Origin of the sequence: Dermabacter sp. Marseille-Q3180 (assembly GCF_940792985.1) — a bacterium.
GTDB lineage: Bacteria > Actinomycetota > Actinomycetes > Actinomycetales > Dermabacteraceae > Dermabacter > Dermabacter vaginalis.
Genome location: NZ_CALNWU010000002.1, coordinates 23,198 through 35,802, shown reverse-complemented (window position 1 = coordinate 35,802; position 12,605 = coordinate 23,198). Strand labels below are relative to the sequence as shown.

Here is a 12,605-nt window from a genome sequence, read left to right as displayed (position 1 = left end):
GGCTTCGTACCGTGGCAGCGGCGTCGGCAACCCCGAGTGCGCGTGAGATCGCGCGCTACGAACGCGCCCTCGCGGCTGCGGGTCTCAATCGTCGCCCCATTGCAGTTCTCGACCTCGAACGGTTTGATGCCAATGCTCGCGCGCTGACAGAGCGCGCGGGCTCTACCCCCATCCGCGTTGCGACGAAATCTTTGCGCGTCCCCTTCCTTATCGAACGTGCCGAACGCCTCTTCGGCGGCGGGCTTTTGGCCTTCTCGCTCGCGGAAGCGCTCGACCTCGCCGAGCAGGGCTTCGAGGACATCCTCGTCGCCTATCCCACCGCCGACCCGGATGCTCTCGCGCGCTTCGTCACGAGTGAACGCGCCCTCGGTGCCGTGACGCTCATGGTCGATTCGATCGCCCACGCCGAGATGATCACGGCTGTGCGTCGCTCCCGGCCCAGGTGCGAAGCACCCGTGCGCGTGTGCCTCGAACTCGATTGCTCGTATGCGCCCGTGCGAGGCGTGCACCTTGGCGCGCTTCGCTCGCCGCTCTTTACACCAGACCACGTCGAAGATCTCGCCCGGCGCCTTACCCAGTATTCAGGCCTCACGCTTGTGGGTCTCATGGGGTACGAGTCGCAAATCGCCGGCACGCCCAATCGAGGATTCACCCCCATGCGGCTGCTCACACGCGGCATGCAAAAGCTCAGCGCGCGCGACGTCGCCGCGAGGCGAAGCGAAGCTGTGAGACGCGTGCGAGCGATAAGCGATCTCGAGTTCGTGAATGGGGGCGGAACGGGAAGCATTGAATCGACGTGCGCTGATCCAAGCGTGACGGAGGTGGCCGCCGGTTCGGGACTCATCGGTCCCGCGAGCTTCGATCATTTCGTAGGGTTTCGCCCCGAACCGGCGCTTGTCGTCGGTTTTCCGGTCGTGCGGCGCCCTGCGCGTAACGTCGCGACGATCCTTGGCGGGGGATGGGTCGCAAGCGGCCCGCCTGGTCTTGACAAACTTCCGAGCGTCGTACACCCGCGTTCGCTGAAATACGTGGGGCTCGAAGGTGCGGGCGAGGTGCAAACGCCGCTGCGTGGTCGTGCGGCCGAACGGCTGCGCGTGGGTGACACCGTGTGGGTGCGACACGCGAAGGCCGGCGAGGTTGCGGAGCACGTCGACACCTATGCCGTCGTGAGCGAGGATAGCGTCGTGGATATTGTCCCCACATATCGTGGAAGTGGACGCGCGTATATTTAGGCTTCTGATCCTTAGGGGAAGGCTGGGACATGGCAAAGGTCGCTTTGGGCTCGGCGCGCGAGATTCGCGCGAACTGGTCGAAGAACGTTGAGTTTGCGCCAACTCAGGTTGTGCATCCGCGTAGTGAGCGGGAGATCGTGCACCACATCGCGCGCGCCACCGCCCATGGAATCGGCATTCGCGCGATGGGCGCTGGGCACTCGTTTTCTGCGATCGCGAAGCCTGAGGGGGCCCTACTCACCTTGGATCACTATCGCGGTCTCGTGCACCTCGATAGCGACACCGGCGAGGTGACTTTACGCGCCGGTACGCGGCTGTGGGAAATTGGGCCCATGCTCGCCCAGCACGACCGTGCGCTCGAGGTGATGGGCGATATCGACCGGCAATCCATCGCGGGGGCGGTCAGCACCGGCACCCACGGGACGGGTGGGCGATTCACGGGCGTTTCCGGTCTCGTGACAGGCCTCAAGATTGTGCTTGCAAACGGCGATGCCGTGTGGGCCGACAGCGAGCATAACGTGAAGCTTTTCGAAGCCGCTCGGCTCGGCCTCGGCGCGATCGGCATTATCGTTGAGGTGCGGCTGCGCACCGTCCCGCTCTACAAGCTCCACAGGCGCGAATACTCAGCTCCGCTCGAAGAGACCGCCGCGAGGTTCCTCGAGACGAGCATGGAGCAAGACCACCAGGAATTCTTCTTCGTTCCGAGTGGCCGCAGGGCGGTCGTACGCGAGCTTAACCACGTGCCCGCGGAATCGTCGAATCGAGGTATGGGCCGCGTGCGCACCTCTATCGAGAGCGAGGTCGTGGGCAATGGTGCGCTTGCACTGGCCAATCGGCTCGTGCAGGCCGTTCCCGCGACGAAGAGCCCTCTTTCGAGTGCGGTTTCCGCCCTCATGCCCGCGGGCGAGGCCGTGCACTTTCCCTACCGCCTCTTTGTGGCCTCTCGGCGCACGCGGTTTCGCGAGTGCGAGATGGCGATTCCCGCGAGCCGTTTCGGCGAGGCGTTCGAAGCCCTCACGCGCGCGCTCGAGGGTTCGACCCGTTCGCTCATCTTCCCCCTTGAAGTGCGTCGGGCAGCAGCTGACGACGTGTGGCTTTCCACGGCGAGTGAGCGCGACACCGTGTACGTTGCGGCTCACAATCCTCTCCACGCGAAGGACGACGACTACCTCCACCTCGTCCACGACACTCTCGCTGAGTTTGAGGGGCGCCCGCACTGGGGCAAAATGCATTGGCTTCGGGAGACTGAACTGCGCGAGCTGTATCCGAACTTTGAGCAGTTCGTTTCCGTGAGAGACGAATTGGATCCCGATAGACTTTTCTCCACCCCTTATCTCGATTCCCTTCTTGGAGGATGACACGATGAAGCGCCTCGTAGGCTTGGCAGCAGCAGTGACGCTGGTTGCCGCGTCGCTCGCGGGATGTAGCGGCGGTAGTGTCACTGAGGGGGCCGACGCCTCCCAGGACCGCACTACGGTCACTGTTTTTGCCGCGGCTTCCCTCAAGAGCACTTTCGAGAGGCTTGAAAAGGATTTTGAGAAGGAACATCCAAACGTCGATATCGTCTTGACGTTTGCCGGATCTCAAGACCTCGTGACCCAGATGGATGCTGGCGCACCTGCGGATGTCTTCGCTTCCGCCTCGCACTCATGGATGCAGAAGGCCAAGGACAAGAAACTCGTGACGGCTTTTCCTGAAGTTTTTGCACGAAACTCGCTTGAGCTCGCCGTTGCCGAGGGGAATCCGAAACGCATTGAGGGCCTCTACGACCTTGCTGCACGTCCCGAGCTTGTCGCGGTGCGGTGTGCAAGCGCTGTGCCGTGTGGAGAGCTCACGGATCGTCTTCTCAAGAACGCGGGACTTGACGCTATCGAGTTCGATACCGAGCAGAACTCTGTGACGGACTCGCTCGGTTTAGTGGTCGCCGGGGAGGCCGATGCCGCGATCGTGTACGAGACCGATGTTGCCGGCGCCGAGGACACCGTTGACGGGGTCGAGCTCGCGGGTGCGGAGCGGCTCGACAACACCTACGAAATCGCGGTCACGAAAGAAGCCGAAACGGCGAACCGCAGCGAGGCAGCGCAGGAATTCGTCGACCTCGTTATGAGCCACGAAGGCCAGATGGTTTTTGAAGATGCCGGTTTTGCACCGGTGAAGTGAATCCCGTGAACCGTAAAGGTGGAACGCGATTTCCGGCAACCGTCGGACTCCTCGCACTCGTGGCGGGCCTGAGCACCCTGTTCCCGCTCCTGTCCCTCGTACGTGGAACGCCATGGGCGAGCCTCCCGGCGCTCGCGAGTGCACCCGAAAATCTCACTGCCGCCGCGCTTTCTCTCGCTACGGCGAGCCTCGCGTGCATACTCTCGACCGTGCTCGGATGTGCCCTCGCCCTCGTGCTCGCACGCGCTACGGGTCCCCTCGTCGCCGTTCTCAGAGCTCTCGTACTCGTTCCCCTCGTTCTTCCGCCCGTTGTGTCGGGACTTGCGCTCGTACTGGCGTATGGCCGCCAGAGCCTCCTCTCGCCCCTTTTTGAGACCGTGGGTGTGCAAGTCGTTTTTACGACGAGCGCGGTCGTGCTCGCGCAGATTTTCGTGTCCCTCCCGTTCGTGGTGCTGACGCTCGAAAGTGCGTTTCGTGCGCGAGGGTTCGCTGAGGAGAGAGTTGCGGCAACGCTTGGAGCACGACCGATGCGCGTGCTCCACACCGTGACTCTCCCTCGTTTTGCCGGCCCTCTTCTCATCGCCGCCACGCTCGCCTTTGCGCGCTCGCTCGGGGAGTTCGGAGCGACCCTCACTGTGGCCGGCTCTCTCGCGGGCACAACTCGCACGCTTCCACTCCAGATCTACCTGGCTCGCGAGGCTGATCTCTCGCACGCCGTGGGGCTCTCGATCCTGCTCGTGGCGTTTTCGCTCATTGTGGTGTCTCTTGCCTACGCGCGTGGCCCGTTGAACGGCGAGGGTGAGGCGCGATGACACTCTCGATCGAAGTGGTGTGCCCCGAGCGCGGTGTCGAGGCTCGTCTCGAGCTGGCCGAGGGGGAGCACGTTGCGCTCGTGGGACCGAACGGCGCGGGAAAATCCACGGTTCTCGAGGCAGCCGCGGGTGTTCTTCGTGAGGGTCGCCGAACTCGAGTGCGGGTCTCGCTCGGCGGTAGAGAACTTTCGGGAGTGCCCGTTCACCGGCGCGGCTTTGCTTCTCTTTCGCAATCCGCTCACCTCTTTGGGCACATGAGCGTCCTTGACAACATTGCTTACGGGCTCGTGAGCGGCGGCATGAAGAAGCGTGCTGCTCGCGCGAAAGCGATCGCCCTCGCCGCAGCGGTGGGGCTCGAAGGGCTTGAGCATAGGCGCCCCGCGACACTCTCGGGCGGTCAGGCGCAAAAATGCTCGCTTGCGAGGGCCCTCGCGATTGAGCCGCGCGTGCTTCTTCTCGACGAGCCCATGGCAGCGCTTGATGTGCGGGCCGCTCGCGAGCTGCGCGGCCTTATTGCTCGACTTTCACGTTCGCGCACGCTTATTTTCGCGACTCACGACCTACTCGATGTTCTCGCGTGGGCGGATCGCGTGTGTGTTCTCGAGTCTGGGCGCGTGGTTGAAGTAGGGGAGTGCGACGCTGCCCTCGCTTCACCGCATTCGGAGTTTCTCGCGGAGCTCGCAGGCCTTCAATGGGTGGAGGGCGAAGTTCGGGCGCGCGGAGTCTTCGTGACGCGCGGAGGCATCGCTCTCGAAGCGACGGGAGAGTGCAGGCTCGGCCCAGCGCGAGCATTGATCGATCCTCGGGCCCTGCGCCTTCGCGAGGAGAACCCTTCGGCCGCATCCGGTGCGGGGATCATTCGTGGCCTCTCTAGGATCGGGCACCGCCCCGTGGTCTACGTCGAAGACGTCCCCGTTGAGTTGAGCGCGCACGAGGAAGCGCGGGGAACGGTTGCGGAAGGCCAGACGGCGACGATCCTGCAATCTGCTCCCGTCAAGGTCGAGCCGCGACGCTGACGGCATGGCACGGTTCTGAGACGCAAAGACACGTTTCCAGGTTGAGAGAAATCTCTGTGATGGAATAGACGCGTGAACACGGACTCTTCGGCGACGGCAAACACGGTCGAGCACGCGAAGCTTGCGGCCATTGCCCGCGAGGCGGCCACCGCTGCCGCGAGCTACCTCGCCGAAATCGGCGCCGGACCGGTTGAACGTGAGTACAAGGCAAACGCTCATGACATCGTGACGGTTCACGACCGCGCGTGCGAGGACCGTATCCGGGAGGTGTTGCTTGAGCGATGCCCGAAAGCGAGCATCGTGGGCGAAGAGGGAGGAACACTCGAAGGAACGAGTGCCGTAACCTTCTACGTTGACCCGATCGATGGCACCTCGAACTTTGCGACGGGAAACCCGCTTTACGCTATTTCGATCGGCGTGGCCGTCGAAGGCGTTCTCGTGGGCGGTGTCGTGAATGCTCCCGCTCTCGGGCGTGAGTTTTGGTCGGATCCCAGCGGCGCCTACCTCGGCGACACGCGCCTCGGGCCGAACCCCGAGCGCGACTTCGCCGATGCCCTCGTGCTCACCGGATTCCCCGGGTTGCGCGACTTGCGCGACGACCGTGCCTTTGCTGAGCGCGAGCGCCATGCGCTCCTCGAGAGAGCCGGGGCGGTGCGTCAGCTCGGATCGGCCGCGCTTGAGCTCTGCTTTGTGGCCGCAGGCTGGGCCGACGCCACGACACTCACGCGCATTAACCCGTGGGATATCGCCGCTGGTTTCCACATTGTCGAACAAGCCGGCGGAAGCGTGCGCACCTGGACATGCCGTCCCGAGGGTGGCAACACTTCCGCAATTCCTCCCCAGGAATGCCCCGCCTACGTTGCATGCGCGAGCGCGAAGCGCTACCCCGAACTCGATTCTCTTCTCCAGTCAATCCATGAATCCCGTTGTGAACGGTCCCTACTCAACGAAGGAGCACACCATGAGTGAACAACCCTCGAATCCATACGGCTTTAGCAATCCCACGTCCGGCAACAAGGGCACCGGTGCATCTGGCTTTAGCGGCCCTACCGGCCCCGGTGGTGTGACGAGCGATGAGCGCACCTGGGCGATTCTCGCGCATCTCAGCGCGCTTGTGGCCACCGTCGTTTCGGCCGGCTGGCTCGGCTGGCTGGGGCCGCTCGTGATCTATTTGCTCTACCGCGACAAGAGCCCATTTGTGCGCAACGCGTCGGCGGGTGCACTCAACTTCGCGATTAATCTTTTTGTGTACAGCGTCATTGCGTGGGGCTTTTTCTTCATTGGAACGTTCCTGTCGTTCCTCCTCGTTCCGCTCCTCTTCGTGGTGATCGCCGCGATCATTGGGCTGGCGGTGTTTGTGGCAACGATCGTGGTGCCGATTATTGCCGCGATGAAGGCCAATAACGGTGAGGCCTACACCTACCCCTTCACCGTGTCGATCATCAAGTGAGTCGGCACCAGGCAGGAGACCGAGAGGTCCCTCCTACGCTCCGGGTGGGATTCATCCCCGGGGTGGAACCTGATGTTTTCGCGCGGCGCTGGCGCGCGAACCGGGAGAGGGTCGAACTGGAATTGATTCCGCTCGATTCTCGCGCACCCGAGGAAGCACTCTCGAGCGGTGCGGTCGACATGGTCTTCGCACGGCTCCCGTGGGCCAGTGCCCCGGGCGGTGAGGTTCCCGTGCTTGAGCGGGACGAGGTTCATGCCGTTCCTCTGTGGGAGGAGAGACCGGTCGCCGTTATGGCAAAGGACAACCCGCTGAGCCTTTTCGACGAGATTGCAAACGAGGATCTCGAGGGGGAGCACCGCTTCAGCCTCGAGGAATGCGGCGGAGCGAAGGGTGCCGTCGCGACAGTCGCCGCAGGTCACGGCTACGCGGTTATGCCCATGTCCCTCGCGCGCCTGCACGCGCGACGGGATGTCACCCACCGGCCGCTTGCCGAGCGCGAAGGTACACGCATCGCGCTCGTGTGGCCAAAGGATGCCGACGACGACGTGCGACAGGAGTTTCAAGGCGTGGTACGGGGCCGCACCGCGCGAAGCTCACGTCGTTAGGATGGAACGGAAATGACGAAGAAAGACCATTGAGGAAGTCACGATGAACGACCGCATGAACGTTGAAAGCTTTAATCTCGACCACCGTACGGTAGCGGCGCCCTATATCCGCGTCGCCGATCGCAAGGATCTCGGCGGCGCCGTTCTCACCAAGTTCGACATCCGCTTTACCCAGCCGAACGTGGATGCCCTCGAGTCTGAGACGGTGCATTCGCTTGAGCACATGATGGCGGAGTTCTCACGCAACCACAGCGAAGACATCCTCGATATCTCGCCCATGGGTTGCCGCACAGGCTTCTACATGCTCATGCGCGGCGAGCACACGAGCGAGGAGATTGCTCCGCTCGTGGAGGCGACCCTGAACGACCTGCTCGAGGCGAGCGAGGTTCCCGCCGCGAACGAGGTCCAGTGCGGCTGGGGCGCCCACCACAGTCTCGAGGGCGCGAAGGCCGCGGCGAAGACTTTCCTCGCGAAAAAGAGTGAGTGGCTTCAAGTCGAGCAAGCCGCCTAAAGAATCAGCCGCGATTCATTCAGATCCACGAATCGAACCACATGTGGGCCCGCCACAGGTCGTAGGGAATGACCTGGGCGGTCCACAGTGGCCACCAGAAAATCGACATGAGTGTCATCGTGACCACGAGTGAAGCGATCGCCAAAAGCGCGATGCGTTTCCTCGTCCGTGACGCCGCGTGGCCCCCGAGCATGAGGGCGAACACGAACACGATCGCCATGATGAGCCACGGCTCAAACACGACCGAATAAAACTGAAAGATCGTGCGGTCGAGATACTGAAACCACGGCAGGTAACCGGCGATGAGGCCCGAGAGAATTGCTGCCGCCGTTCCGTTGCGCTTAGCGATTGCGACGATGAGCGTGACGAGTAGCGCGAAAGTGCCGAACCACCAGATGAGCGGATTGCCGATATTGGTGATGGCCGCCGAGCACTTCTCTACCTCGCATCCCGCCTCGCCGTAGGTGTACGACTCGTAGTAGAAGCTTGTGGGGCGAAGCTGAAGGAGCCACAGCCACGGCTTTGCGGCATACGTGTGGGTCGAATCGAGCCCCACGTGGAACGAGTACATCTCCTCGTGGTAATGCCACAGTGAGAGGAGTGCTTCGCTCACGGGGTTCGAGGAGTGAGCATTTTCTGCTGCCCAGTTCCGAAAGTACCCGCCTTGAGAGGCGAACCATCCGCTCCACGACAGCACGTAGGTCACAAACGCACTGCCCACCATCGCAAAAAATGCGGGGATCGCATCGAGTGCGAAGCCGCGAAGTTTCCAGCGAGGATCGCCGTAGCGTTTCCTCGCAGTCCAGTCCCACAGCACCGTCATGATGCCGAACACTGCAAGGAAGTAGATTCCCGACCACTTCACGCCGCACGCGAGGCCGAGCGAAATCCCCGCGGCAATACGCCACCAGCGCACCCCAGTGACATGCCCGAAGCCTTCCCCAGCGCCCTCGATCCGCCCGAGCGCATCGCGAAAGTGATCGCGGTCCCTCAGGAGAAAGTAGAACGCGAGAAGGCAGAAGAAACCAAGAATGAGGTCGAGAAGGCTTGTGCGGGAATGGGTGAGGTGAACGCCGTCGATAGAGAGCAGGTATCCCGCGAGAAACGCGAGTGCAGTATTCTGCAGCAAGCGTCGGACCGTGAAAAATAACAGGAGCACGCCAAGCGTTCCAAGGACGGCCACGGAGATGCGCCAGCCCCACGGATTATCGGCTCCAAGGGCCCACTCGCCGAGCGCGATCACCCATTTCCCGACCGGCGGGTGGACCACGTACTGCGGATCAGGGAGATACGAGTCGATATCGCCGCGCTCGAATGCGGCCTTCGAGATGTCTTTCGCCCACGCGCGCTCATGACCTTCGCGAAGAAGCGTGTAGGCGTCGCGCACGTAATACACCTCGTCAAAGATGAGGGTCTTGACGTGGCCGAGTTTGTAAAGGCGCAGCGCCCCCGCCCACACAGCGAGCACCGCGGCGAGAATCCACTTCGTCGCCCGATCGCTCAGACCGAAAAATCCGCGGGGCTTCTCGAATGAAGGCCGTGCGGCGCGTTTTCCCGTAGAGGGCACCGCTGTAGAGCCGCCGCTTGGCATCGCTTTCCTTTTACTCACCAGGCCATACTAGAGGGCCGCGCGATAGGATCGCACGGTGGAAACCGAGAACAAAACCGTGCTCACACCTGGAACTATCGCACTTGCCGCAACGCCCATCGGAAATCCTCTCGATGCGTCATTCAGGCTCGTCGCTGCGCTGCGAGAAGCCGATCTGATCGCCGCTGAGGACACGCGCCGCGTCAAGAGGCTCGCGACCGAACTCGGGGTGAGGCTCACGGCGCGCACGCTCGCCTACCACGAGCACAACGAGAGGGAGCGAACCGAGGCGCTTCTCGATGCGGCGCGCGAAGGCCAAAAGGTGCTGCTCGTGACCGACGCGGGCATGCCCGCTGTTTCCGACCCTGGTTTCCGGGCCGTCGACGCGGCACACCGCGCGGGCATCGCCGTGAAAGTCTTTCCCGGGCCTTCAGCACCGCTCACCGCTCTCGTACAGTCGGGTATCGCCCCCGATCGTTTCGCGTTCGAGGGATTCCTTCCACGGACCGCCGGGAAACGCTTCACCGCCCTCGAAGCACTGGCGCACGAACAGCGCACTCTGCTCTTTTTTGAATCGCCGCGGCGCACCCGCGACACCCTCGAAGTCATGGCCGAAGTATTCGGTGAGGACCGCGATGCCTGCGTGGCGCGCGAACTCACGAAAACCCACGAGGAAATCGTGCGGGGCCCGCTAAGCTCACTCGTCGAATGGGCGCGCGCGAACGAGGTTCTTGGAGAAATCGTGATCGTCGTGGCACCCGCTCCGCCGAGCGAGGAAGACCCGGCTGATCTCGCCGCGCTTGTGCTCGAGCGAGCGGAGTCGGGGGAGCGCCTCAAAGACGCAGCAAAGGCTGTGGCTCGCGCGCACCAGGGCGTTTCGGCGCGAGACCTCTACGATGCCGCCCTCGAAAGAAAGAACGATTAAACCGAAAGGGCGCCCCACCCGCAGGTGGAGCGCCCTTCGCGACGTGCTGAAATTAGCCGTCGATCTCAATGAGGCCGCGCTGGTACGCCTTCGCGAGGCGGCGCGGAACCGCGGCGGTGCGACCGCGCACGGTGACCTTAACGAGATCGGTGGTCTCGGCCTTCCAGTTCGCGCGGCGCGAACGGGTGCGGGCCCGGGACATCTTATACTTAGGCACTGCCATGATGCGCTCCTTGCTCGAACTGCGTGAAAATCGGGGTGGTGGCGGGCGTGATCCACAAGAGATCACCGTAAGGTGCACGCCCACGCACAACAGGAATCAATCTAACCACATTTTCGCGCATCGTGCGCGCGGGTAGGGGTCGCGTGTGTTGGGCTTCACGGCCTTGTGAGGCTGGGTGCTGGGACGGGGGTCCGACGCTTGCCCCGCACTAGACTAGCCCCATGACTAAGGCAGTGAACTCCCGTTCCGCGACCGCCGAGACCGGCCACCACCGCGACCTCTCGTGGCCTGAACCGCCCGAAGCTCTGCCCGGTGCCGTGATCGATAACCACGCACACCTCGATTTTTCCGACGGCGAGGGCTCCCACGGAATCGAGGAGCATGTGGCGTGGGCAGATCGAGTGGGCGTGCGCGGCATTATTACGATCGGTTGCGATCTTCCCTCGGCGCGCTGGACGGCCGAGGTCATGCGCGGCGAACATGTCGCCGAAGAGCACCGCGCTTTCGTGCGAGAGCGTCTTCGAGGCGGTTGCTCGATCCACCCCAACGATGCCGTGAATCACGTCGTGACGGGTAAGGGCCGTAGTGGTGAGGAGCTCTGCTCACTCGACGAGGCGATCGCCGAAATTTCCGAGCTACTCGATACGCCCGGAATGGTGACCGTTGGCGAGACAGGATTGGACTGGTTCCGCACGTCGAAGAAGAAGCCCGAGAAACGCGACGCGCAAATCCAAAGTTTTCGCATGCACATTGCGCTCGCGAAAGAGAAGGGCTTGCCGATGCAGATTCATGATCGTGACGCCCACCGGGACGTTCTTGACGTTCTCGATGCGGAGGGTGCGCCCGAGCGTACGGTTTTCCACTGCTTTAGCGGCGATGCAGAATTTGCGCGAGAGGCGCTCGAACGCGGGGCTTACCTGTCGTTTTCCGGCACCTCAACGTTCAAGAACGCCGCCTACCTGCGCGAGGCGCTTGCCGTGACCCCGTTGAACCGCATCATGGTGGAGACCGACGCACCGTTTCTCACTCCAGAGCCATACCGCGGCCGCCCTAACTCGAGCTACCTTATTCCGCACACGATGCGCGTGATTGCCGAAGCGAAGGGCGTAAGTCTTGAAGAAGCGTGCGCCGGGGTCCTCGCAACCGAGCGCGAAGTGTACGGATTTGCGGGGGCCGAGGGGTGAGCGAGGAGTTTCCCGCGCTCGACGCGGGCACGAGGCTGCTCACGCCGCGGGATATTCGAGCGCTTGCCGCCTACCGCGGAATCACCCCTACGAAAAAACGAGGGCAGAACTTCCTGCTCGATGCGAATACCGTGCGTGCCATCGTCGAGCGGGCCGGCGTGGGCGAAGGCGACGTGGTGCTCGAAGTGGGGCCGGGGCTCGGCTCTCTCACCCTTGGCCTGCTTGAGGCTGGGGCGCACGTGGGGGCGGTTGAGCTTGACGGCGCCCTCGCCGAAATCCTGCCCTTGACCGTCGAGGCGAAGAACCTTGACCTCGCGTGTTTTTCCCTCGTCGAGGGCGATGCGCTCGCCCTTACGGAACGTCCCGTCCCCGAGGCGGCATCTCACGCACCCACGCGCCTCGTGGCAAATCTCCCGTATAACGTCGCGACTCCCATTCTCTTGACCATTCTCGAGCGCTTCGATGACCTCACGGAGGCTCTTGTGATGGTGCAGCTCGAAGTCGCGGAGCGTCTCGCTGCGAAGCCGGGTTCAAAGATTTACGGCGCCCCTAGCGCGAAAGCCGCGTGGTACGGAAGCAGCGAACTCGCGGGTCGCATTTCGAGGCGCGTTTTCTGGCCCGAGCCGAACGTCGATAGCGCCCTTGTGCGCGTCCGTCGAGACCGGGTGAGGGAGCCGGGGGAAGCACCTCGCGAGGAGGTCTTCGAGGTGATCGACCAGGCCTTCCTCCAACGTCGCAAAACGTTGCGGGCGGCTCTCAAAACGTGGGCTGGGGGAGGCGAGCGTGCGGGCGAAATCCTCGAGCGCGCCGGCATCGACCCTCAGCGTCGCGGTGAAACGCTCGAGGTCGTAGAGTTCATCGCGATCGCGAACGCCGCACGTGACCTCTCGTAAGAGGTC

The 12,605-nt window shown here is 63.0% G+C and carries 14 protein-coding genes; 12 read left to right on the top strand and 2 right to left on the bottom strand.

The genetic code is table 11. From position 1 onward, the window contains the following. Positions 1-11: 11 nt before the first annotated feature. The 9 genes from NBW56_RS06815 to NBW56_RS06775 all read left to right on the top strand — a co-directional run bounded on the left by NBW56_RS06815 (position 12) and on the right by NBW56_RS06775 (position 7,786). Positions 12-1,232: an alanine racemase gene (locus NBW56_RS06815; protein WP_250258568.1), complete on the top strand. Its 1,221-nt coding sequence runs from the start codon at positions 12-14 to the stop codon at positions 1,230-1,232. 29 nt (positions 1,233-1,261) lie between these two features. Next, positions 1,262-2,590 (top strand): D-arabinono-1,4-lactone oxidase, encoded by a 1,329-nt coding sequence (locus tag NBW56_RS06810; RefSeq protein WP_250258567.1) that lies wholly within the window; start codon positions 1,262-1,264, stop codon positions 2,588-2,590. Positions 2,591-2,594: 4 nt separating this feature from the next. Beyond that, positions 2,595-3,392 (top strand): molybdate ABC transporter substrate-binding protein, encoded by a 798-nt coding sequence (modA, locus tag NBW56_RS06805; RefSeq protein WP_250258566.1) that lies wholly within the window; start codon positions 2,595-2,597, stop codon positions 3,390-3,392. 5 nt (positions 3,393-3,397) lie between these two features. Then, positions 3,398-4,204 (top strand): molybdate ABC transporter permease subunit, encoded by an 807-nt coding sequence (gene modB / locus NBW56_RS06800; RefSeq protein ID WP_250258565.1) that lies wholly within the window; start codon positions 3,398-3,400, stop codon positions 4,202-4,204. Beyond that, entirely contained in the window at positions 4,201-5,220 is a 1,020-nt protein-coding gene (locus NBW56_RS06795; protein WP_250258564.1) for a sulfate/molybdate ABC transporter ATP-binding protein, read from the top strand. The genes modB and NBW56_RS06795 overlap by 4 nt, the downstream gene beginning before the upstream one ends. 72 nt (positions 5,221-5,292) lie before the next feature. Further along, a complete protein-coding gene (locus NBW56_RS06790) occupies positions 5,293-6,189 on the top strand; it encodes an inositol monophosphatase family protein (protein WP_250258563.1) in 897 nt (298 codons plus the stop codon). After that, positions 6,182-6,670 carry a DUF4870 domain-containing protein gene (locus NBW56_RS06785; protein ID WP_239378793.1) on the top strand — a complete coding sequence of 163 codons (489 nt, stop codon included), beginning with the start codon at positions 6,182-6,184 and terminating at the stop codon, positions 6,668-6,670. Before NBW56_RS06790 ends, NBW56_RS06785 begins: the two co-directional genes overlap by 8 nt. 44 nt (positions 6,671-6,714) lie before the next feature. Beyond that, the gene (locus NBW56_RS06780) at positions 6,715-7,275 is read left to right on the top strand and encodes a LysR family transcriptional regulator substrate-binding protein (protein WP_250258562.1); all 561 of its coding nucleotides are present in this window, start codon (positions 6,715-6,717) and stop codon (positions 7,273-7,275) included. Positions 7,276-7,318: 43 nt separating this feature from the next. Then, positions 7,319-7,786 carry an S-ribosylhomocysteine lyase gene (locus NBW56_RS06775; RefSeq protein WP_250258561.1) on the top strand — a complete coding sequence of 156 codons (468 nt, stop codon included), beginning with the start codon at positions 7,319-7,321 and terminating at the stop codon, positions 7,784-7,786. 19 nt (positions 7,787-7,805) lie between these two features. Here NBW56_RS06775 and NBW56_RS06770 read toward each other — a convergent pair whose 3' ends face one another. After that, positions 7,806-9,395, bottom strand: a complete 1,590-nt coding sequence (locus tag NBW56_RS06770) for a dolichyl-phosphate-mannose--protein mannosyltransferase (protein WP_250258560.1) — start codon at positions 9,393-9,395, stop codon at positions 7,806-7,808. 37 nt (positions 9,396-9,432) lie between these two features. On the opposite strand from NBW56_RS06770, the gene rsmI reads away from it, so the two are divergent. Next, positions 9,433-10,299 carry a 16S rRNA (cytidine(1402)-2'-O)-methyltransferase gene (gene rsmI, locus NBW56_RS06765; protein ID WP_250258559.1) on the top strand — a complete coding sequence of 289 codons (867 nt, stop codon included), beginning with the start codon at positions 9,433-9,435 and terminating at the stop codon, positions 10,297-10,299. A gap of 52 nt (positions 10,300-10,351) precedes the next feature. Here the strand turns inward: rsmI and rpmF are convergent, their stop codons facing one another. After that, positions 10,352-10,522: a 50S ribosomal protein L32 gene (gene rpmF, locus NBW56_RS06760; RefSeq protein WP_065247649.1), complete on the bottom strand. Its 171-nt coding sequence runs from the start codon at positions 10,520-10,522 to the stop codon at positions 10,352-10,354. Positions 10,523-10,743: 221 nt separating this feature from the next. Here rpmF and NBW56_RS06755 point away from each other — a divergent pair, with 221 nt between their 5' ends. Continuing rightward, entirely contained in the window at positions 10,744-11,706 is a 963-nt protein-coding gene (locus tag NBW56_RS06755; protein ID WP_250258558.1) for a TatD family hydrolase, read from the top strand. Next, positions 11,703-12,599, top strand: coding sequence for a 16S rRNA (adenine(1518)-N(6)/adenine(1519)-N(6))-dimethyltransferase RsmA (gene rsmA, locus NBW56_RS06750; RefSeq protein ID WP_250258557.1), 897 nt, complete (start codon positions 11,703-11,705; stop codon positions 12,597-12,599). Before NBW56_RS06755 ends, rsmA begins: the two co-directional genes overlap by 4 nt. Positions 12,600-12,605 lie beyond the last annotated feature (6 nt).

What these genes read in the sequence shown, in the direction of transcription:
- NBW56_RS06785 (WP_239378793.1), top strand. Translation starts at nt 6,182, where the DNA reads ATGAGTGAACAACCCTCGAATCCATACGGCTTTAGCAATCCCACGTCC.
- modA (WP_250258566.1), top strand. Translation starts at nt 2,595, where the DNA reads ATGAAGCGCCTCGTAGGCTTGGCAGCAGCAGTGACGCTGGTTGCCGCG.
- NBW56_RS06810 (WP_250258567.1), top strand. Translation starts at nt 1,262, where the DNA reads ATGGCAAAGGTCGCTTTGGGCTCGGCGCGCGAGATTCGCGCGAACTGG.
- rpmF (WP_065247649.1), bottom strand. Translation starts at nt 10,522, where the DNA reads ATGGCAGTGCCTAAGTATAAGATGTCCCGGGCCCGCACCCGTTCGCGC.
- NBW56_RS06795 (WP_250258564.1), top strand. Translation starts at nt 4,201, where the DNA reads ATGACACTCTCGATCGAAGTGGTGTGCCCCGAGCGCGGTGTCGAGGCT.
- NBW56_RS06755 (WP_250258558.1), top strand. Translation starts at nt 10,744, where the DNA reads ATGACTAAGGCAGTGAACTCCCGTTCCGCGACCGCCGAGACCGGCCAC.
- NBW56_RS06775 (WP_250258561.1), top strand. Translation starts at nt 7,319, where the DNA reads ATGAACGACCGCATGAACGTTGAAAGCTTTAATCTCGACCACCGTACG.